The 22,138-nt window shown below is 41.6% G+C and carries 20 protein-coding genes and 1 tRNA gene; 5 read left to right on the forward strand and 16 right to left on the reverse strand.

Annotation, left to right across the window (positions count from 1 at the left end; genetic code table 11):
- Positions 1–119 precede the first annotated feature (119 nt).
- From ACYVJ6_RS00075 to ACYVJ6_RS00110, 8 genes are all read right to left on the reverse strand, one after another.
- Entirely contained in the window at positions 120–1,757 is a 1,638-nt protein-coding gene (locus ACYVJ6_RS00075) for a hypothetical protein (protein WP_460692004.1), read from the reverse strand.
- A 34-nt stretch (positions 1,758–1,791) separates the two neighbouring features.
- Positions 1,792–2,604, reverse strand: coding sequence for an SDR family oxidoreductase (locus ACYVJ6_RS00080; protein WP_460692005.1), 813 nt, complete (start codon positions 2,602–2,604; stop codon positions 1,792–1,794).
- Positions 2,605–2,686: 82 nt separating this feature from the next.
- Positions 2,687–3,661: an L-histidine N(alpha)-methyltransferase gene (locus tag ACYVJ6_RS00085; RefSeq protein WP_460692006.1), complete on the reverse strand. Its 975-nt coding sequence runs from the start codon at positions 3,659–3,661 to the stop codon at positions 2,687–2,689.
- Between the two features lie 17 nt (positions 3,662–3,678).
- Positions 3,679–4,830, reverse strand: a complete 1,152-nt coding sequence (gene egtB / locus ACYVJ6_RS00090) for an ergothioneine biosynthesis protein EgtB (RefSeq protein WP_460692007.1) — start codon at positions 4,828–4,830, stop codon at positions 3,679–3,681.
- Positions 4,831–4,835: 5 nt separating this feature from the next.
- The gene (locus ACYVJ6_RS00095) at positions 4,836–6,407 is read right to left on the reverse strand and encodes an ABC transporter permease/substrate-binding protein (protein ID WP_460692008.1); all 1,572 of its coding nucleotides are present in this window, start codon (positions 6,405–6,407) and stop codon (positions 4,836–4,838) included.
- A complete protein-coding gene (locus ACYVJ6_RS00100) occupies positions 6,400–7,281 on the reverse strand; it encodes an ABC transporter ATP-binding protein (protein ID WP_460692009.1) in 882 nt (293 codons plus the stop codon). Before ACYVJ6_RS00100 ends, ACYVJ6_RS00095 begins: the two co-directional genes overlap by 8 nt.
- A gap of 5 nt (positions 7,282–7,286) precedes the next feature.
- On the reverse strand, positions 7,287–8,675 hold the full coding sequence (locus ACYVJ6_RS00105; protein WP_460692010.1) for a mercuric reductase: 1,389 nt from the start codon (positions 8,673–8,675) through the stop codon (positions 7,287–7,289).
- Position 8,676: 1 nt separating this feature from the next.
- A complete protein-coding gene (locus ACYVJ6_RS00110; RefSeq protein WP_460692011.1) occupies positions 8,677–8,958 on the reverse strand; it encodes a DUF427 domain-containing protein in 282 nt (93 codons plus the stop codon).
- Between the two features lie 213 nt (positions 8,959–9,171).
- Here ACYVJ6_RS00110 and ACYVJ6_RS00115 point away from each other — a divergent pair.
- A tRNA-Glu gene (locus ACYVJ6_RS00115) sits at positions 9,172–9,243 on the forward strand.
- A 68-nt stretch (positions 9,244–9,311) separates the two neighbouring features.
- On the opposite strand, the gene ACYVJ6_RS00120 is transcribed toward ACYVJ6_RS00115, so the two are convergent.
- Genes ACYVJ6_RS00120 through ACYVJ6_RS00130 form a run of 3 tightly spaced genes read right to left on the reverse strand, consistent with a single transcriptional unit; the run spans position 9,312 to position 10,593 of the window.
- The gene (locus ACYVJ6_RS00120; protein WP_460692012.1) at positions 9,312–9,716 is read right to left on the reverse strand and encodes a VOC family protein; all 405 of its coding nucleotides are present in this window, start codon (positions 9,714–9,716) and stop codon (positions 9,312–9,314) included.
- A gap of 11 nt (positions 9,717–9,727) precedes the next feature.
- Positions 9,728–10,177 (reverse strand): SRPBCC family protein, encoded by a 450-nt coding sequence (locus tag ACYVJ6_RS00125; RefSeq protein WP_460692013.1) that lies wholly within the window; start codon positions 10,175–10,177, stop codon positions 9,728–9,730.
- A 41-nt stretch (positions 10,178–10,218) separates the two neighbouring features.
- Positions 10,219–10,593 carry a DoxX family protein gene (locus ACYVJ6_RS00130; RefSeq protein ID WP_460692014.1) on the reverse strand — a complete coding sequence of 125 codons (375 nt, stop codon included), beginning with the start codon at positions 10,591–10,593 and terminating at the stop codon, positions 10,219–10,221.
- 131 nt (positions 10,594–10,724) lie between these two features.
- On the opposite strand from ACYVJ6_RS00130, the gene ACYVJ6_RS00135 reads away from it, so the two are divergent.
- Entirely contained in the window at positions 10,725–11,702 is a 978-nt protein-coding gene (locus ACYVJ6_RS00135) for a GlxA family transcriptional regulator (RefSeq protein ID WP_460692015.1), read from the forward strand.
- 53 nt (positions 11,703–11,755) lie between these two features.
- Here ACYVJ6_RS00135 and ACYVJ6_RS00140 read toward each other — a convergent pair whose 3' ends face one another.
- Genes ACYVJ6_RS00140 through ACYVJ6_RS00155 form a run of 4 tightly spaced genes read right to left on the reverse strand, consistent with a single transcriptional unit; the run spans position 11,756 to position 15,122 of the window.
- Positions 11,756–12,655: a DUF5777 family beta-barrel protein gene (locus ACYVJ6_RS00140; RefSeq protein WP_460692016.1), complete on the reverse strand. Its 900-nt coding sequence runs from the start codon at positions 12,653–12,655 to the stop codon at positions 11,756–11,758.
- A gap of 24 nt (positions 12,656–12,679) precedes the next feature.
- Positions 12,680–13,231 carry a YceI family protein gene (locus tag ACYVJ6_RS00145; protein ID WP_460692017.1) on the reverse strand — a complete coding sequence of 184 codons (552 nt, stop codon included), beginning with the start codon at positions 13,229–13,231 and terminating at the stop codon, positions 12,680–12,682.
- A 2-nt stretch (positions 13,232–13,233) separates the two neighbouring features.
- A complete protein-coding gene (locus ACYVJ6_RS00150) occupies positions 13,234–14,487 on the reverse strand; it encodes a porin family protein (RefSeq protein ID WP_460692018.1) in 1,254 nt (417 codons plus the stop codon).
- Entirely contained in the window at positions 14,484–15,122 is a 639-nt protein-coding gene (locus ACYVJ6_RS00155; RefSeq protein ID WP_460692019.1) for an RNA polymerase sigma factor, read from the reverse strand. Before ACYVJ6_RS00155 ends, ACYVJ6_RS00150 begins: the two co-directional genes overlap by 4 nt.
- A 204-nt stretch (positions 15,123–15,326) precedes the next feature.
- Between ACYVJ6_RS00155 and ACYVJ6_RS00160 the strand changes: the two genes are divergently transcribed.
- On the forward strand, positions 15,327–16,568 hold the full coding sequence (locus ACYVJ6_RS00160) for a PQQ-dependent sugar dehydrogenase (RefSeq protein WP_460692020.1): 1,242 nt from the start codon (positions 15,327–15,329) through the stop codon (positions 16,566–16,568).
- Positions 16,569–16,571: 3 nt separating this feature from the next.
- Here the strand turns inward: ACYVJ6_RS00160 and ACYVJ6_RS00165 are convergent, their stop codons facing one another.
- Positions 16,572–17,441 (reverse strand): AraC family transcriptional regulator, encoded by an 870-nt coding sequence (locus tag ACYVJ6_RS00165; protein ID WP_460692021.1) that lies wholly within the window; start codon positions 17,439–17,441, stop codon positions 16,572–16,574.
- 139 nt (positions 17,442–17,580) lie between these two features.
- Here ACYVJ6_RS00165 and ACYVJ6_RS00170 point away from each other — a divergent pair, with 139 nt between their 5' ends.
- Positions 17,581–20,547 carry a PVC-type heme-binding CxxCH protein gene (locus ACYVJ6_RS00170; protein WP_460692022.1) on the forward strand — a complete coding sequence of 989 codons (2,967 nt, stop codon included), beginning with the start codon at positions 17,581–17,583 and terminating at the stop codon, positions 20,545–20,547.
- A 27-nt stretch (positions 20,548–20,574) separates the two neighbouring features.
- On the forward strand, positions 20,575–22,128 hold the full coding sequence (locus ACYVJ6_RS00175) for an MFS transporter (RefSeq protein ID WP_460692023.1): 1,554 nt from the start codon (positions 20,575–20,577) through the stop codon (positions 22,126–22,128).
- The last annotated feature ends 10 nt before the right edge of the window (positions 22,129–22,138 follow it).

Here is a 22,138-nt window from a genome sequence, read left to right on the forward strand (position 1 = left end):
ATATTTAAAAAAGGTTGTAACTGCCCCCCAATTAGTAGGGTAAATGTGATGGGTTTGGCTCGACTTTGTTAGTAAATTATCCTTTCATCGCCTTAGCGTAACTGTTTATACATTAAAGTTTAGTCGGCTTTAGCCGGTAAAACATTCCGTACCGCGTCTATGCCCAAACGATCTTTAAGTTGTGTTAAATAAAGACTTCTTGGGGTAACGTGTTGGTCTAATGATTCAATATATCCCCTTGGCTTGGTCAAATCCTGGTAACCGGCGTTATATATTACTGATGCTGTACCAATATGGCCGAATGAATAATTTTTAGCCGTAGGCGGGTTTTGTATCAGGAAATCGCCTTCGCAATTCCACATTACCACGTTTGCACCGCCCCAGCCAATGTTTATATCTTTCCAGAAGCGGGCCGTTAGGGGTGCTTTTACGTTATCGTATAATATACCGCTACTCCAATGGCTATGAGGCTCGCTGGTTGAATAGGGGTTAATGGCAGTACAATCTAAAAACACGTTGCCGCTTGATTCTGATTCTAATACAACAAACGAGTGACGGCCTTTTTGTGAGGTACAACGTTGCACCAGGCAAAACTGTCCGCTCATTTGGTAAGTGAAACGACGTGAACCCATCCTGATAGAAACCGGCTCGCGCGAGTCGCAATCCTGCACGGTAACATATTTTGAACCCGCGCTAACTGCCACCAGGCTTCGGGCAAAATGTAATGCTGTAACATTACGCACCCAGGCATTTTTAACATTACTAAAGATGATAAAGTTATAATAGTGCCGCTCATCAGAAAAATATTCTTCACCCTCATAGCGCGTCTCTGGTTTATCGGTTATGCCGCGGTCCATATTGCCATAAGCTTTTTGACGTACGGTAGGATTATAGTCCGATTGGCCGCGTAGGTTTTCTACAGCTACGTTCTCAATTCTGTTTTCGGTATATTTCACAATATCACCACCACCCCAACGGGTTTCAATGGCGGTAAATATCGGCGCATCTACTGTAATGTTATCACCCTTTATCTCGGTAATGGTTCTATCAAAAGTAATAGTGAAAGGGCGCCATTGATAACGGCCCGCACTGGCGCTATCTAACCCAAGTTCCTTTACCCATTCTTTATTGCCATAACGTCGTACTAAAATAACATCGCCAACCTTAAATCCCTTGGCTGATTTTATATTGAATGTTTTAACCCCAACGCCCACATATTTATCAGTAATAGTTTGCTTGGTAGCCTCTTGTACAGCGATGGCTGTTGGTCCGGTAATGTTAATCAATGCTCCCGTTTGTGAGCCTTTTCTGCCTATCAAAATAGTGCCAATATCGCTCAAGCCTTCGCCGCGTAATACTACGCCGGATACTTTTATGCTTAGTGGTTTATCTAATGAATATGTACCCATTTTTAAAAGCACAGCGCCCCTAAAGCCGGATGCGTCAATTGGCATGCCTGATACTTTATCAATAGCGGCCTGTATATTATCTGTATTATCGCCCGGCACAGGCCAAACAGTTGCTTTGTTTGGAACGTAAGGTATAGCAACACCGCCACCCCTGTATCCCGCGTTTGAAAAATCGGGTATGCGGTTACCTAAACTATCAGCTACATACACCAGTTTGCCGTCAACACCGGGGTAAACCAAAGAGGTGGATGGTAACAAGCTTTGTGCACGGGCCGAATACACGGCTGCATAGGTCAATAACGCGCCTGTAAAAAAAGGTAAAACATTCTTCATTATAGATTTTTTCATAATGATCGATGGTTTTTTGTGTGTATTATTTAACCTATACTCCGCTAAATACCGAGAAACCACCATCTACGTTCAAGATGGTTCCGGTTACAAATTTTGATTCTTCGCTTAATAAATATATCAGGGCGCCTATTAATTCTTCGGGCTGGCCAAAGCGTTTGTATGGGGTGTTTTGTAAAACCAGTTTACCACGCTCGGTATAGCTGCCATCAGGATTGGTTAACAAGGTGCGGTTTTGCTCGGTTAAAAAGAAACCCGGTGCAATGGCATTCATTCTTATTTTGTCGCCATGCCTTAAAGCGGCCTCAACAGCAAACCATTTGTTATACATATCAATAGCGGCTTTAGCTATGCTGTAACCCAAAACTTTGGTAATTACACCCTGCGGTGCCATTGATGATATATTTACTACGCTGCCTTTGCCATTTTTACCCATGGCTTCACCAAATATCTGGGTAGGTATAATGGTTCCCCATAAATTAAGGTCAACTACGCGGCGAAGGCCATCCATATTCATGTTAAATATATCCGATCCCGGTTGAACAATAGCCTCGGGCATATTGCCACCCGCACCATTTACCAGGCCATCAATACGTCCAAATTTATCAAGTATCTTGGTTTTTGCAGCAAGTAACTGCTCTTCGTTTAATACATCAGCTATCAAGGCAATAGCTTTGCCTCCTGAAGCATTAACGGCATCTGCACGTTGTGTAGCCAGGGTTTCATTTCGGCCCAATATGCCTACTGCACCGCCTGCCGCTACAATGCCTTTAATAAAGGCATCACCCAATATTCCGGTGCCTCCGGTTACAATAATTACCTGATCTTTTAACGAGAATCTTTCCATTATTTAATACTTCAGTTTGGGTTATCCGCGCCAAAAATAGTATTAAGATCGGTAATAATGTATTTTTTGTGTTACTAATACACTATTGGGCTATCCATATTACATCTAAAAACCAGTGTTTTTTATCGTAAAAATGGCCGTCGGTTTTAAAACCCGCCAATTTGGCCAGGTGATCTGTTTGGGTAACGGTATATTTTTGAGATATCTCCATAAAAATATGCTCGTTCTTTAAAAAGTGGATAGGTTCGCCACTATTTATTGTTACGCTTTGATCGGTAAGGCTAACCAAATAGCTTTTGCATGACCCCGTTTCAGGATCATAAGTAGGGTAATGGTCAAACTGCGAAATGTTGAAATTAGCATTCAATTCGCGGTTAATACGTTCCAGCAAATTAAGGTTAAATTTTTTGGTGATGCCACCTTTATCGTTATACGCGGCCAATATAGTTTTAGGATTTTTTTTCAGGTCGATGCCTATCAGTGCCATATCGCCGGGCGAAAGATGATCGCGCAGTTCCTGGCAAAATTTTTCGGCGGCACTCACCGGCATATTACCTACGTTTGATCCCAGGAACAAAACTACCTTGCGCCTGTTTGAGCGTTCGGCTGCTTTTTTAAGCATGTCAAAATAATCGCCGTTAAGGCCGTCTATTTTTAGTCCAGGTAAGGTAACCGGCAGGGTGCTGTTCAGGTAATCAATTACGTGGTCCGATATATCTATGGGCAAATAAGTAAAGTCGGCCTTTTTATCCAACAAGTGTTGTAGCAGGTAAGATGATTTTGTGGCATCCCCGGCACCTAACTCTATCAGGTCAAAGCCATCGCCGCCAACCAGTATCGCGTTAGCTAAGTCCGCTGTTTGTTCAGCAAAAATCTCCAGCTCGCAATCAGTAGGATAATATTCATCACAATTCATAATATCCTGGAACAGCCTATCGCCCGCACTATCATAAAAATATTTTGACTGCATATACTTGGGCGATGCCTGCAGCCCTGCCATTACATCGGCGTAAAATTGCTTGGTTTGGCTTTGGGTTTGTTGTGTAGATATATCCATAGTAGTAGAGGGTATATTTATTTGGCCAGGCGTATACCCGTAAATTGCCATTGTAAATAAGGTGCAAAAAAGTTACGGTATGTATTACGACTATGCCCCGGTGACGTAACCTCAGACGCGCCGCGTAATACTTTTTGATTTACCATAAATTTGCCGTTATACTCGCCGATGGCGCCGGGCGCTTTGGCAAAACCGGGATAGGGCAGGTACGCGCTTTCGGTCCACTCCCAGCTTTTACCCCATTTAAATTTTGATGACGCTGCTTCCCACTCAAATTCCGTTGGTAATCTTAGCCCTTTGTAGGCCGCATAAGCATACGCCTCATAGTAACTGATATGGCAAACCGGGTCGTGAGGTTTAATTGGCCCTAAGCCGTTATAAGTATAATTATACCATTCGTCATTAATGACATGCCAGTACAGCGGAGCTTCTATTTTATTATTCTTTACCCAATCCCAACCCTCGGCATGCCAGTGGCGAAAATCATGATAGCCGCCGCTGTTTATAAATTCTAAATATTCTTCGTTAGTTACCAGATTGGGGCTTATTTCAAACGTATTTAAATAAACTTTGTGGCGGTTCAATTCATTGTCAAAGCAAAACCCTTCGCCTTCAAAACCTATCTCGTAAACGCCCTCGTTCATTTGGATAAATTCGCCGCTTTCAACTGCCTCTGCCTTTGGCGATACATAGCTTTTATCATAAGCCGGAAACAGCGGATTATGACCCAATATGTATTTAATATCAGTATATAAAAGCTCCTGGTGTTGCTCCTCGTGGTTAAGGCCAAGTATCAGCAGTTCCTTAACTTCTGCAGATGGCTCGGTACAAAGAAACTTTTCCATAGCTTCATCTACGTACTCGCGGTATTTATAGATCTCGTTAACCGTTGGGCGACTTAAATTACCTCTATCTGTACGGATCACCCGGGTGCCTACCGATTCATAATAACTATTGAAAACAAAATTATAATCGGGGTCATATTCCTGGTAGCCCATAAAGTAGGGCTTTAAAATAAAGGTTTCAAAAAACCAGGTAGTATGCCCAATATGCCATTTAGGCGGACTAACATCAACTACAGGCTGCACCACATAGTCCTCAATTTGTAAAGGGCTGCATATAGTTTCTGTTCGTTTACGTACTTGCTGGTAGCGGTTAATGATATCCATTTATATTATTTACTATCCAAATACCTTTTCAGGTCGGATATGGTTTTAACGTTCAAATTTGATGCCTGTTTTTGCCGCATCATTAAAGCATAGGCATTATTAAACCCAATTGGCTGTAGCCATTTGATTTGATAACGCTGATTAAATACGTTTTTAACATAGGCATAGGTTTTATCCTTATCTACCGATAAAGCGTCTAGCGTTTTTTTATCTGCCTGTATTATAGCCAGCAAACCGGTGCCGGTATATTCAGGGTACAAGTCAATCTGGTTATTGGTTAGCGCGTCAAAACAAATTTTGGTACCGCCTAAGCCTGTTTTGGTAGCCACATCATAATCGGTATAACCTTTTATGAGCATACGGTAAATGTTTGCCAAAATATATTGTTCGCCAAATATTTTGGAGCCGATGCGCACGATCCCGTTGTTGCCATCGCGCTCCGGTTTCCATAATTTTTTCGATACTAAAAAATCTTTAGCCACCCGCTCGGGCGTTTGGTGAAGATAATCGGTACGATAGTTTAATTCGGTCATTACGCTATCATTTATTTGGCCCGACAGCAGATTTAACGTTTTTTCGAGGTCCGGGAATTTTTGCAGAGACTCGTTTCTTACAATTGGCGCGCAATAATAGGGCGGGAATATCTTTTTATCATCATCCAAAACTACCAGCCCATAGGCTTTTAATCTGCCATCGGTGGAATAGCCGCTGATGACATCCAATTCCTTTTCAAAAGCGGCTTTATACATTACCGCGTCACTAATAACTATGGTATGTATTTTTAAACCATACCTGCTTTGCAGCCCCAGGTTACCATCCTGCCGCCCCATAAACTCGGGTGTAAAACCCGCGGTAAGCTTACTCCCATAAGCCGACGGGATAAAATAAAAAGATGCCATCACCACCAACACAACGGGTAATGCTACAGTAGCCCTTTTTAACTTTTTGAGGTTAAGGTTTTGCAATCGCGACAGCAAAAAATCAAATATAATAGCCAGTAGGGCGGCGGGTATGGCACCTGCCAGTATCATATTGGTATTGTTTAAAGATATGCCGCCGAAAATGAACTCGCCTAAGCCACCAGCGGCAATGTATGATGCCAATGTAGCCACACCCACATTGATGACCGTAGCGGTGCGGATACCGGCCAAAATAACGGGCATAGCAAGCGGCAGCTCTACCTTTAATAGTATTTGCCATTTGCTCATGCCCATAGCAACAGCGGCCTCCTTTACTGCCGCATCAACCCCGGTAATGCCGGTATAAGTGTTGCGGATGATTGGTAACAAGGCGTAAAGCAATAAAGCCACAATAGCCGGCCTGGCGCCAATGCCCAGTAAGGGTATCATAAAACCCAATAAAGCAATACTGGGGATAGTTTGTAAAACACCAGCCACACCCAAAACGGGTCCGGATAATTTTGTTTTACGAGCGATAAAAATACCTAAGGGTAAACCAATCAAAACGGCTATGAGCAATGATATAAACGTAAGCCCGATATGCTGCAAGGTTTGGGTTGCCAGCTTATCGCTCTGCTGCGTCATAAAGCCCCACAAGGTTTGTTGTTGCTCATCCATGGGGGTGCTCTGTTTTAGATTTATAAAATGCAGCCATCAATCGCTCATATTCTATTTTACCCTCTGGTGTGCCATCAAATTTCAATTGTTCCAAAGTTTCCCATAAGTTCATGCCAGGGTGCCCATCGGGGGTAATTGCCTTAAACTCCAACTGCAGGCGCTGGTCCTTTAAAAACTCCTTTACAAAAGCATTAGCAGGGGTAAATAGCAATTCGGCTGGCGTGCCTGATTGGATGATCTTTCCCTTATCCATTAAACAAATGCGGTCGCCCAGTTCAAAGGCTTCCTGTACATCATGGGTAACCATCATGATGGTTTTGCGTTTGAGTTCATCCAAACCTTTAAATTCATCGTGAATTTTTGAGCGGGTCACATTATCCAGCGCGCCAAAAGGTTCGTCCATTAACAGCACCGGCGGATCGGCCACCAATGCCCTTGCCAGCCCCACACGCTGTTGTTGCCCGCCGCTTAACTGGTTAGGGTATTTATTTAAGTATTCGGCCGATAAGTGTAGTTTTTCAATCAGCTCGCTCACCCTTTTGTCAATCCGGGCTTTATCCCAATTTAATAACTGGGGTACAATGGCAATATTTTCGGCTACGGAATAATGGGGGAACAGTCCATTGTTTTGCAATACATAACCAATACACCGGCGCAGTTCTTCGGGTGGTTGTTGTAGAATGTTTTTACCGTCGATATAAATTTCCCCGCTGCCTGGCTCTATCAACCGGTTGATCATTTTAAGCGTGGTAGTTTTGCCACAACCGCTGGTGCCCAGCAAAACCAGGTTCTCGCCCTCCTTTACCTCGAACGAGATATCATCAACGGCCTTTATATTGCCAAATAACTTGCTTAATTGTACCGCTTTGATCATAGGCGTTATACATCCACCCGCATAAACAGGTTATTTAATGATTCGGAATATGTGGGGTGTGCAAATACAAAATATCTTACCTGTTCGTACGTCATTCCGGCTTCCATGGCCATTTGCAATACGCTTACAATTTCGCCGCCTTCGGTTCCTAAAATGGCCGCACCCAAAATCTTCTTGGTTTTGGTATTGATTATGGCTTTCATCAAGCCGCGGGTATCGCCCATTTCAACTGCACGGGCCACGCCCCTCATGGGTAAAACTACTGTTTTTATATTTTTTAGCTTTTGTTTTTTGGCCTCATCCTCGGTTATGCCTATTCGGCCCAGTTGTGGGTCGGTAAACATACAATAGGGTACCGGGCGGTTTTTAATAGACAGGTTTTGCTTTTCTACCAAATTGCGATAAACAATGGTATAGTCGTTATAAGCAATGTGCGTAAACGCGGGACCGCCTTTTACGTCACCTAAAGCATAAATGCCCGGCACGTTGGTTTCCAGTTTGTCATTTATCTTAACAAAACCTTTATCATCAATTTTAACGCCGGCGGCTTTTAAGTTAAGGGTATCTGTTTGGGGTGAGCGTCCGGCAGCTACCAGTACGTGCGAGCATTTAATAGTTTTGGTTTTGCCACCAACACCTATAGTGGCTTTTATGCTTTTTTTAGCTGTTTTTTTAAAATTATTAACCTGTACCCCGGTATGTATTTTAATACCTTCATCTACTAAAATTTGATGTACGGCTTGGGCCACATCAGTATCCTCGCGGGAGAGTATGCGGGGTGATCGCTCTAAAAGGGTAACCTTACTACCAAACCGCCTAAACATCTGCCCAAACTCTAATCCAATATAATTGGCACCAATAATTAGTAAATGCTCAGGTACATAATCCAGTTCTAATATGGATGTGGAGGTTAAGTAATCGGTATCCTCTAAGCCCTCCACAGGTGGTATAACGGTTTTTGCGCCGGTATTAATAAAAATCCATCCGGCTTTCATTTCTTTATGGCCGCCCGAGTTTAAATCAACAGCTAAAGTTTTTTCGCCGGTAAATGTGGCCTCTCCATATATCAGGTCGAGGTTTTTGATCTCTTCCATTGATTTTTGGATGCCGTTGCGGGCGTTAAGTACAATATCATCCTTGCGCTTTTTAATGAGGCGCATATTTAATTTATAGTTTTTTATACTAATGCCTAAATGCCCACTATGCCCCGCCATGTAAGCCGCCCTTGCCGAGGCCACCCAGGTTTTAGTAGGTGTGCAACCATCGTTAACGCATACACCGCCTACCCAGCGCTTTTCAATAAGCGCCACTTTTTTGCCCGCATTAGCCAGTTTTTTAGCTAACGGAACGCCTGCCTGCCCGGCGCCAATTATTATGGCATCATATTGCTGCATATTATTGGGTTATTTGTACGCCTTTCCAAAAGGCAATATGATCTTTAATTTGTGCTGCTGCCTCCTTTGGCTCAGGGTAATACCAGGCGGCATCGGGATTTTCTTTACCGTCAACAGCTAAAGTATAATAAGACGCCAGCCCTTTCCATGGGCAGGTGGTGTGCGTATCTGAGTTTTTTAGATATTCGGGTTTTACACTTTCCTTTGGGAAATAGTGATTGTTTTCAACCACTACGGTATCATCACTTTGGGCAATAACCCGGTTGTTCCAAACTGCTTTCATGGTATTTGCTGTAAGATTATATTAAAATAAATATAGGTTTAATAACTATACCATTATAATATTACAGGAGCGTTTTTGTTTGGAAGGTGTAAAATTGCCACTTATAAAGAGCTGGTAGTAAAAGCAATAAATTTTTTTTGAAAGTTTATTTTAAAATTATCTTTAAACGTATATCTTTGCAATCCCAAAATAGGGGTTACTATTAAGTAATAAGGCCCGTTCGTCTAGGGGTTAGGACGTTAGATTTTCATTCTAGAAACAGGGGTTCGATTCCCCTACGGGCTACAAAGCCGCTTAGCAAAAGTTAAGCGGCTTTTTTAATGCACTTTTTTAAACATGGTTGGGAGGTGCAGTTAATAAACCCCCAACACCCACCGCACATCAAAAGCATCAGTTATTTCAACCAATGTTTGATCTTTATCATTTATGGCCGGTAACTCCTTGCGGCCCAAGCTTAACTTATCAATAAAAGCCTTTCTGTCTCCAGCATTTTTAAACGGCAGAAAAACCGAGAGATAATTCCCGATTTTTCTGCCCTCGTTATGTACCAGGTCCGAGCCATGTATCACAATATTATCGGCTACTAATGAGCCGCTAATTACCGGTTTTTCTTTATAGCCGTGCAATTCTTGAGCAAAAGTTTCAAAATACAACGTGCCGCCAAAACAGGTATGGTAAAACGTGAGCGCTTTTTTGCAGTTGCCGGCAAAGGTTATAAATATCCCGCCTGTTAATTTTTCGCTATTTTGAAGCAGCATAGGTTTAAAATTTAAGCATCCGGGATGTTGGGTTCAACCAGCTTTTTCAATTTTTCTAATGATTCCTGCCAGCCCAGGTAGCACATTTCGGCAGGTATAGCTTCAGGTATACCTGTTTGCTCTATTTTAATTTCGGTACCACATATTACTTGTTTAAGTGAAACAGTGGTGATCATTTCTCCGGGTAAATTGGGGTCGTCAAACTTATCGCTGTATTTAATAAACTCATTTGGTTTTATATCTAAATACTCGCCGCCAAATGAATTACCATTACCTGTACCGAAATTGATAAAGCTCATTTTAAAATGACCACCCACCTTAAAATCCATTTGATGCACCTGGCATAAAAAGCCGTAAGGGGGTATCCATGATGCATGTGCCAATGGATCTGAAAATGCGCGGAATACTTTCTCGGGGCTTGCTGTAAGCACCCTGTGTAATGAAACTGAGTTGTTTTTCATGTCTTTGATTTTTAATTGGTTAATTTTTTGTTGATAATGGCTTAGCTATTGGTACGTAGCTTATTACCGTAGATGTAAGATACAGCCAAAATACCCAGGAATGCCAGCGGCATCAGTACATAGCCAATATTTTTATCTACACAGGCGTGGCTGATGGAAGCAAATAGTAAATTAAAGGTTAGACCTGCATACGCCCACTCCTTTACCTTACCCGGAATTGCCGGGATAGCTATGGCTAAAACTCCCAGTACCTTGCAAATAATTAAGGTATAGCCAAAGTAATCAGGGTAACCCAAATCCCTTGAACCTACAGTAGCATATTGTGGTGCAAACAGGATTACGCCAAGCGGCATTACACCTTCCCATAGGACAATGATGATGGTAGCTATCCAAAATAGGGTTTTGTTCTTTTTCATGATATTTAATTTTTTGGTTTAATGTATAATACAAAGATGCGGCAGGCTGAAAAACTCGGGCTGTTGTAAAAGCGACAATTAAGGGGTGAATTACGACAACATATTTATATCTTTAATCAAGATTTAAATTTATGCAAATTTCAGTATTTGTTCCGCAGTATGGTGTAATAGAAGCGATTACACCACCATTCAGAACTTTTAACACGGCCAATGAGTTTTTAACCGTATTTGGCAAAAAGCCCATTTTTAACGTGGAATATGTGGGCCTTAATGAATATGTGCCAGCCAACAATGGCGAATACACCATAAAAACCGACAGGCTGCTTAAGGATGTTACCCATACCGACCTGTTAATTATACCCCCCACCTATGGCGATACCCTTGCAGGAATTGAGGCCAATGCCGAAGCCATACCTTATTTCAAATCCCTGCATCAAAACGGAGCCAGTTTGGCCAGTTTATGTATAGGCGCTTTTTTATTGGCCGAAACAGGTTTGTTGGATGGAAAAAAATGCTCAACCCATTGGGCGCATATTACCGAGTTTAGAGAGAAATATCCGCAAATAGAGGTAGAGGACGGTGCCGTAATAACCGAGCATGGTAACATTTACAGTAGCGGAGGAGCAAGCAGTTTGTGGAATTTAATACTGTATTTGGTTGAGAAATTTTCTGACCGTGAAACGGCAGTAATGATATCCAAGTATTTTGCGTTGGACATTGGCAGGGATAGCCAATCGCAGTTTGCTATATTTAAAGGACAGAAGAACCATGGCGATGCAGACATTCAAAAAGTACAGGACTATATAGAAAAAAACTACGAAGACAAGATCACGGTAGAGGATTTGGCCAACCTGGTAAATATTGGCCGCCGCACTTTTGAGCGACGGTTTAAGGATGCAACCACCAACACACCAATTGAGTACATACAACGCGTACGTATAGAAGCCGCAAAAAAGTTTTTTGAAGCTTCACGTAAAAATGTAACTGAAGTGATGTATGATGTGGGTTATACCGATACCAAAGCTTTCCGAGATATTTTTAGGAAGATAACCGGACTTACGCCCATAGAGTACCGAAACAAGTTTGCAAAGGTGGCTAATGAGGTATAATAAAAAAGCCCCTTCCGTATGGAAAAGGGGCCGTATTTAACATAGGGAAAGGGCTATTTTTTCTTGGGTCCAAAATCAAACATCCTTGAAATAGTAAAGCCTAAACGGTATTGGCCCTGCGAGAACCGGTATGCCGGATTGCTTAAATAATTGATGCCTGATATAGCGTTGGTGTTGGTAACGTTTATGGTAAATACGTGCCCGCCGGTTTCCATTTCTAATCCTACGCCTATCGGGTCCTGGAAGTTTATGTTGTTATTTCGCAGATCAGAGAAGGTGTGTGCATAATCCAACAATACGCTCATGCGTTTGCTTAACCCAATACGGGCTGCTGCCTGTAAAGCAAAAAATTGCTGCTCACTGCCGGCCATTAACGGGTAGGGCGTATTGTTGCGTACAAAAGTTGGGGATAACTGCAAGGATAAGCCCGGCGAAAATTTACGTGCTATAGCTGCCTGCAGTAGGTAAGATGCCCGGCCTTCAAATGTTTGGAAATTGCCATACGGGCGTATCCCCGCTTCGCCTATGAATGTTAATGCTACCGGCGAACTGTTGTTGGACGTTTGCTGAAGTGCCGCGTACTTTAAACCTAATTGCAGTAACTGCCCTATGGTACTACGGCCAAAATCGATATTTAACTTATCGCTTATGCCATACTCAAACCCGAAGTATACATCGTTTACCCTATCCAATCCAAATGCGGTTTGAGGGCCGCCAAGGTTTCCGGCAATGTCACCAAAGCGGTGAATGATCAAAAAATTTAAATTTTGCTTTTTTATCATTTCGGTAGTTCGCTGGTTTACCAGGCGGCTCGCTTTAAATATTACTACACGGTTTGCTGTTTCCGGCTCCTCCATTTGTTTTAAAAGTGACTCGGCAGATTGGGCTTTAACGTTAATACCTGTAGCCAGCAGGGCCAATAAAATAAGGGTATGTTTTAAGGCGATTTTCATGATTGTGAAGTTTATGTGGTCGATTTATGATTTTTTTACCGGTGTATAAGTTGCGGATACATTCATTTTTATGGTTTCGGCAATGTTATGAAATACAATTTTTGGGATGTCAATATGATGGTCAACACATTTAACCACAAATTCTGAAGCCATAGTTATATTGCCATTATTTACAGTGATGCTACCCGGAATGGTGCGGATTTGTTTAACGCCATGTATGTCCAGTTCGCCTGTTGCAGTTACCGGGTAACTGCCATTTTTGGTAACATCAATTTGCTGAAGTATCTTTCCTTTAAAGGTAGCTTTAGGGTATTTATCACTCTCCATGTAGTCGCTGTTAAAATGCTCCTGCATTAATGATTTTTTAAACCTGAACGAGCTAATATTAACGCTGAATACCAACTCGCCGGTAGCGGCATTATAAACGGATGTGCCCGCTGCGGTATTAGCAGCTATATCTTCCAATGGTGCAGACGAGAACAGGCTGATATTAGCATTTTTACAAGTGTATAGGTCCTGTGCTGCCAGGGTATAGGCACCAATGCAAGTCAAAAAAACAATTAGGATATATTTCATAACTATGGTTTTGTTAATGAATTGATGTTCCAGCTTAAGCCTATGGCTACCCCGGCCGATTGCAGCCTTACCTGGCTGGCGCCAACCTCGCCCAGCGGAAGTTTCAAATAGGGTTGCACGCTTACACCAACTTTGGCGTTAACCTGCCGTTTATAAGTAGCCTGCAGGTTAAGTACTCCAAATAAATATTTACCCGGCGACGCGATACTGTACCCGTGTGGCCCCACGGCAGCAGGATCAGCATATTCATATTTATAGCTTTCCTTCAGCATGATGTATGATGATAAGCCTGTACCAATGCTAAGTTTATTTTGATTTTTATTAAAAATCTGGTAATCAATATTAAGTGGGATATCCAGCATGCGGCAATCTGCCAACACATTTATTGGATTGGCTCTAAAATTATATCCACTTTTATAGGTATACCCATTATTTTGAAAACCATTAAAAGGGGTATTATAAGGTTTATATGAATAAGCAACCCCGGTAGTAAGCGTTAACTTATTAATGCCTATTGAAAACAATAATCCTACGTTGGTTCCGGTTCTGCTTTGTTGAAACGAGTTTGCCCCATTAATATCCGGCGCGCCCATCACAGTCAATGCAAACTGTGGGTGGCTAAGGCTTGATGTGAGCGTAACTTTATTTCGTTGTATGGCTAAATTTTTAGCATAGTCATTAGTAATAATATTTTTAACTGATACCTTGCCGGTTTTTGCAACTGTATTAATTTGAAGGCCGGGTTTTACCGCCATTAATTCCGGCAAGGCGTTTTTATCAGGAGCAATAACCGGGGTTATAACAATAGGCATACCCCCGTTTGTAACTCCTGATATCCTGCTAAAACCCTTATTTGCCGGCACCTGTTGCGCAGGGACGCGTAAAATATTGCCGGCACCTTTTTGTAATGGCGCTATACCAATTACATTTGGCTCTGTTGCGTTATTTTTGGCGACAAGTTCATCGGTATTTGCGGTTTGTTGTTTTTTTAGCTGCTGTACTTTTGCTAATTGTTTTTTGGGCTTTTGCGTATCATCGGTAGTTTGCGGTTTAAATAACCACCAGCCTAAAACTAGTAATAATAGGGCAGCCACGCTGCTCAAAACAGGTAGCCAGTAAACAACACCGCGACGTTTTTTGCCCCCGTCAAGTAATTGCTCAAGCGCATTCCAGTCATCTTCCCGGTAAGCGGGTTGGTTAACCGGCTCACCAAGCTTTTGCCTGAAAATTTTATCTATATCCTGTTCCTCTTTCATTCTTGTATGCCATTATTATAATATATCGGGTTTGTAGCTGCATTTATAGCTACTACCGATGTAAAATCCACCCCCTTGTTATAATCACTATTACTTGTAGGATAATTGGATGTTAATATCATTTGCTTTAACTTTTGCCTTGCCTTAAACAGGTTTGATTTTGATGTGCCTACGTTAATATTCAGCATCTCCGCAATTTCTTCATGCGAATAGCCATCAATGGCAAATAAGTTAAATACGGTGCGATAGGCTTGTGGTAATTGTTGTACCATGGCTAAAAGGTCCTGGTAGTTTAAATTACTATCTGTAACGGTGCCGTCATTTACATGGTCGGCATTTTCCAGGTCTTCCGCGTACACCATTTTCAGGTTGGCTCGATAATGATCAATAGAAACATTCATCATTATACGCCCCAGCCAGGCTTTAAATGGTCGTGAGGCATCGAAAGTTTCAATTTTTGTAAACACCTTCATAAAGCCCTGGTTCATTACTTCGGCAGCGTCATCCCTGTTGCCGGCATAACGTAAACATATAGCCATAGCAAAGCCATAAAATGCCTTATAGAGCATTTTCTGACTTTTCCTGTCATGGCTTATACAGCCGCGTACCAGTTGATGTAGCTCTTCATCACCCATGGGGGTTTAGCCTGTTTAGGTATATTCCGTTATTATATAGTTATCACGACAAAACCTTTCAAAAGGTTGCCTGTGTGTATAAATTTAGTATAAGTTATTGATAGACAGATAAATTATTTCGGCTTGCCTGGTAGTATTTGTAAAACAATAAAAGCAGACGCTATTTGCCTATGTTTTCATAAGTTTGGTGTTCCAATTATAAACATGAATAAGACAGCACTTTATATAGCGGGCGCAATTACCACATTGGCCGCCTTAACCAGCTTAACTATTAACCAAAAGCAAAACCCACTCCCTGCTAACCTTTCATTGCCGCAAGGGTTTTCAGCCACAATAGTGGCTGATTCGCTTGGACCGGTAAGACACCTTGAGGTTACCGCCAACGGCAATATTTACATTAAGGAAAATTCTATCCGCAGCCGCAAAGGGTTATATTATTTAACAGACACTAACAACGATGGCTTTTTTGAAACAAAGGCAGGCTTTGGCGACTACCCGGGTACCGGTATTAAAATAAAGAACGGATATTTATATTCCTCCTCCAATAGTGCTATATACCGTTATAAGCTCAATGCAAAAAACGAGGTTATAGATACTGAAAAGCCCGAACTGCTGGTTAAAGGATTGGTTGATAAGCGTGCGGATAATGCTAAATCATTTGTAATTGATGATAATAATAACCTGTATGTGGCCATAGGCTCTTATTCGGATGCTTGCCGTGCGCAGGGAACCATTGTAGGTATACCGGGCTGCCCGTTGTTGGATTCTGTAGCCGGGATATGGAAATTTAGGGCCGATAAGTTTGACCAAACTTATGCCGATGGTACCAGGTTTGCTACAGGTGTAAAAAACTCGGTAGGTATTGATTGGAACCCGGTATCCAAAAGTATTTTTGTTACCCAACATGGTCGCAGTTTAGATAATAAGTATCCGCAATACTATACTGACCAACAGGTATCCCAACTACCAGCCGAAGCGTTGTACGAATTGCATCAAGGTGTTGATGCAGGGTGGCCGTTTGCATATTACGATCACTTTCAAAAAAAATACGTACAATCACCAGAATACGGAGGAGATGGAAAAAGATCGCCGGATGTAAAATACCTACAGCCATCTGTTATTATACCGGCTCACTTCGCGCCAAATGACCTGCTTTTTTATACGGGTAAAATGTTCCCGGAACGATATCGCAATGGTGCTTTTATGGCTTTTCACGGCCAATCGCCCGAAATGAAGAAAGGCTACCTGGTGGCTTTTGTGCCTTTTAAAAACGGCCAACCGTCCGGTAAATGGGAAATATTTGCCGATAATTTTTCTCCCATAGAACAAGGGAATTTGGTTTTTAGGTATCGTCCATGTGGTTTGGCCCAGGGGCCGGATGGTGCCTTGTATGTAGCAGATGATGTTAAAGGCACCATATTTAAAATAAAATATTCAGGCAAATAGCAATTAAATCTCCAAAAATTCCTTTTTATATTCTGATGGTTTTTTGTGCATCACCTCTTTAAAAAGCTTATTAAAGTTGGATAATGTTTTAAATCCGCATTTATTGGATATTGCCGATATAGTTTGGTCCGTTTCTGTCAATAATTTACAGGCATGTTTAACACGCAGCTCGGTAATGAATTTAGAGAAACCTTTGTTGTGGGTTACTGAAAAATAGCGACTAAATGATGTTGGTGTCATATGTAGCAGCTCGGCCAGTTCATTCAGATGTATTTTTTTACGATAGTTTTTTAAAGCATACTCGTACACTTTATTCATACGTGCCGTTTCATCTTCCTTAAAAGGATTGGCATATTCGGTGGTGGATATATAATGGTACTCTTTAGTATGGGCCAACAGGTTAAGTATCTTTAATAAATGTATCAAACTATCTAAACCGCTTAATTGCACCAGTTCTTTCAGCATTTTTATGACCTGTTGCTTGGTTTCGCCATAAAACTCCAGCCCCCGGGCCGATTTTTTGAACAGCTTTTTTAGCAGCATCATCTCTTCCTTTTCCATTAAATGATCGCCCAGCAAATTCTCCTGCATGTAAACTACTATACCATTTACCTTTAAGGCGCTATCCTTATTAAAATAACGCTCATCGCTGCGCCATAAATGGGGCAGGTTTGAACCGGTTAGCACCAGCTCATTATTGCCAAATGATTTAATGCTATCACCTATAAATCGTGTGCCTGTGCCCTTAATAGTTACAAATAGTTGATACTCAGAATGTGAGTGCCAGATAGGATCAAAGTGATTTTCATTTAACTCCTTAGCAATAAAAATTCTACTATCTTCAATAGGTGATTTATGAAGGGCTGATTTCATAAGCGATTATTGCATTAATTAAAGTAAATGTAATGCTAATTACGATAAAATACAGTCATTTATTGATAAAAAACAAAAAGCTATATTAACCATATTTGCTATATTCACACTAAGTATAAACCTACTTAAATAAAATTTCATGAAAAAGTATTTGGCTATTGCCGCAATTTGCATTGTGGCTATTGTTAGTTTTAATGGTGCCTTTGTTAAAAGTGCCCCGCCACGCAGGTTGGAATTATTGTTTTTGGGACATGTGGCTAAAAACCACGATTCGGAAAAATTGGCTGAAATTCTGTCAAAGGAGTATTTTAAAAGTGGTATTAACATTACCTATACTACCAATATTAACGACCTTAACAGCACCACGCTGCCTAAGTACGATGGCTTAATAGTTTATGCTAATTATGATAATATAACGCAGCCACAAGCCGATGCATTGTTGTCGTTTGTTAAAAGCGGTAAAGGATTTATCCCACTGCACTCTGCATCGTTTTGCTTTCGCAATAATGATGAAGTGGTAAAGCTAATAGGCGGCCAGTTCAAATCGCATAAAACCGGCGATTTTGATATGACCATTGTGGATAAAAAGCACGAGATAACCAAAAATTTCACCCCTTTTACTACCTGGGATGAAACCTATGTACATACCAAGATCAACCCTGAAATACATGTATTAACCGAGCGTGTAGAAGGCGATCACCACGAGCCATATACCTGGACAAATACTTATGGCAAGGGCCGTGTGTTTTACACCGCATATGGACATGATATCAAAACCTTCAATAATCCCGGTTTCCAAAAATTAGTTTATAATGGCATATTATGGGCAGTTGGTAAAGATGCAGCAAAAGACCTTTCTAAACTGGAAAAACCACAAGGTGTTTATACTGTAGCAGATATCCCTAATTATGAAAAACGTGATCCGGCTCCAAAACTACAGGCGGTAATGTCTCCAAAAGAGTCGCAGTTAATAACACAAATACCTGTTGACTTTAAATTGGAGTTGTTTGCACAGGAGCCAGATATTCAAAAACCTATTGCTATGGCATGGGACGAGCGCGGGCGCCTATGGGTAGTTGAAACTGTGGACTATCCTAATACTGTATTAGAAAATAAAGACCAGGGCCAGGACCGTATCAAGATATGTGAAGATACCAATGGAGACGGCAAGGCTGATAAGTTTACCATTTTTGCCGATAAACTGAATTTACCTACAAGTATGGTATTTGCCAATGGTGGTGTAATAGTAGCACAGGCACCATACACTGTATTTTTGAAAGATACTAATGGCGATGATAAAGCTGATATAAGAGAAAATATTATCACCGGCTGGGGCTTTAATGATACCCACGCGGTTGCTTCAAGTTTGCATTATGGTTTTGATAACACCATTTGGGGTACAGTAGGTTACTCAGGTTTTAACGGAACTGTCGGCGGAAAACAAATTAGAATGAGTAATGCCGCTTACCGTTTTTCGCCTGATGGCAAATGGATGGAGCACTTGGGTAATATGAGTAATAATACCTGGGGTATTGCTTTTTCTGAAGATAACAACGTGTTCATATCAACAGCCAATAACTCGCATAGCGATTATTTAGGTATTCCTTACCGTTATTTAAGCACAACAGGTGTGCAGCCGGCTACTTCTATATTAAAAATTGATGGGCACTATGGTGTACACGCAGTTACTAAAAACCTGCGCCAGGTTGACGTATTTGACGGTTTTACTGCCGGAGCCGGACACAACTTATATACTGCGCGTAACTTCCCTCAAGAATACTGGAACAGAATTGGATTTGTTAACGAGCCCACCGCACGTGTTATTCACCGGGCTATTTTGGAAAAAGATGGCTCGGGCTTTAAAGAAAAAGACGGATGGAGTTTATTGGCCAGTGCCGATGAATGGATGGCTCCGGTACACTCAGAAGTAGGTCCTGACGGTGCGGTTTGGTTTGCCGATTGGTATAACTACATCATTCAGCACAACCCGGTTCCAAAAGGATTTGAGAATGGTAAAGGTAATGCGTACGTAAACCCGTTGCGTGATCGTGTTCACGGACGTATTTACCGCATAGTTTACAAAAACGCTAAGCCATCTGACATTAAAAAATTAGATAAAAACAACCCTGATGATCTGATAAAAGGTTTAAAAAGCGATAATATGTTTTGGCGAATGACTGCTCAGCGTTTAATTGTTGAGTCGGGCAACAAAGCTATTGCACCTAAACTTTATGAGTTGATCAGAGATCAGGGGGTTGATGAAATTAATCTTAATGGCGCTGCAGTACATGCTTTATGGGCATTGCATGGTTTAGGTTTAATGGACGGATCAAATGCCGAAGCTATTACTACTGCCGAAGTAGCATTAAGGCACCCGGCACCGGGCGTACGTAAAGCCGCTTTGCAGGTATTGCCTCCAACCGAAAAAACATCTGCTGTTATACAAAGATTAAATATGCTGGCCGAAACTAACCTAAACACCCGATTGGCTGCTATATTAGCTATTGCTGATCTGCCTCAAAACGATGCGCTTGGTGTAGCGTTATTGGCCGCGCAAAAATTACCTGAAAATGCAAACGACCAATGGATAGCTTTAGCTTTAGATGTAGCTATTGCTAAACATGTAAAAGGTGCTGCAGAGGGTATTCTAGCTAAAAACAAAGAAAAAGCCGAGTCGGATGCACTTGCCCGTATTCCTGCAAATAGGGTTCAAACCGTTAAAATAGGCGTTATTAAAAACGAGATGAAGTTTGATATTAAAAACTTTACAGCGGCAGCAGGTAGTGTAATTGAATTTGAATTTACTAACCCTGATTTTATGCAGCACAACCTATTGGTACTGCAAAAAGGAAGCTTGAATAAAGTAGGCGAAGCTGCTGATAAATTGGCACAGGATCCTAAAGGTATTGAAATGAATTACATACCTAAAATGCCTGAGGTATTATTTGCAACTAAATTGATCAACCCTAATGAAACTATTAAAATGAGGTTTAGGGTTCCGCAAGAGGTTGGCGAATATCCTTTCATTTGTTCGTTCCCGGGTCACTGGCGGATAATGAATGGTACTATGACTGTTACTCCGGCGCCACCTCGCCCGGCCAGATAATTTGATAAACCTTGTCACTCAATAAATATGACAGCTCAAAAAAATAATTCAGGAGCAGCTACTACTGCTGCTCCTGATATGAAAATATTTTACGCGTGTTTTATCGCGTTAGTAACCACCGCCTTTGGTTTTGTATTGCGCGCCATAGTATTGCCAACCTGGGGCCATGAGTTTAATTTAACACAAACCCAATTGGGCGAAATATCCGGGGTAGGGTTATGGCCATTTGCTATCAGTATTGTGCTGTTCAGTTTGATCATTGATAAAATTGGATATAAAACAGCCATGATATTTGGGGTAATTTGTCACCTTACATCTACTACAATTACCATTTTTGCAACCGGGTACTGGTCATTATACATAGGCACATTTATTGCCGCCCTTGCAGCCGGAACTGTTGAGGCCGTAGCCAATCCGGTAGTTGCAACTATGTTTCCTAAAGACAAAGTAAAATGGCTTAGCCGCCTGCATGCGGGCTGGGCCGGCGGTTTGGTTTTAGGCGGTATAATGGGTTTGTTAATAGGCGAAAATACTGCCTGGGTATACAAAATAGCATTGATATTTATACCTACAGTAGTATACGCTGTAATAACTTTCTTCTGCAAATTTCCGCTTAATGAGCGTGTGCAGGCTGGTGTATCCTACAAAGAAATGTTGCAGGAAGTTGGTGCGTTAGGTGCCCTTATTATTACGGCTTTAATTGTGTTTCAGTTGGGTGCAGTAATTGGCTGGTCGCCCACAGTAAGCGTTATTGCAACATTGATAATTGCCGCGGGCTTTGGTTTGTATACACGCAGTTTGGGGCAGCCACTGTTTGTTATTTTCCTTTTAATAATGATTCCATTAGCCATTACCGAATTAGGTACTGATAGCTGGATATCTGACCTAATGACGCCCGAAACCCAAAAAATTGGTTTACAGGCAGGTTGGGTATTGGTATATACCTCGTTAATTATGTTGGTGTTAAGGTTTTTTGCAGGGCCGATATCGCATCAATTTTCATCACCGGGTTTGCTGGCCATATGTTCGGCAATAGCGATAGTTGGCTTGTACTTTTTATCTGTTTCTTCGGGAGTAATGATATTGGTAGCCGCTACTATTTACGGCATAGCCAAAACGTTCTTCTGGCCAACCATGCTGGGTATGGTGTCTGAGCGTTTTCCTAAAGGCGGGGCGTTAACACTTAACATTACCGGGGGATTGGGTATGATAGCCGCCGGAGTTATAGGTGCCGGTATTTTAGGCTTTATGCAGGATAAAACCATCGACCGAAACATTGCCAGCTATGATGCGGCAAACAATACGGCTATCCACTCTACTTTTGTAACGGAGAAAAAAACAAGCGTTTTTGGCGATTACGAAGGGTTGGATCAAACCAAACTTGCTGCAGCGGGTACTGAAGAGCAGGAGGCAGTTAAAACTATACAGGATGGCGCCAGGAAAGAAGCCTTAAAAAATGTATTGGTATTCCCTATCATTATGTTTATTAGCTTTTTAGGGCTGATTTTATATTTCCGGTCAAGGGGTGGATATAAGGTCATACTGTTAAAGCGACAGGAAGAGGATATTATACACATCTAACCATCTGCTA

It is taken from the genome of Mucilaginibacter puniceus, from assembly GCF_054783175.1.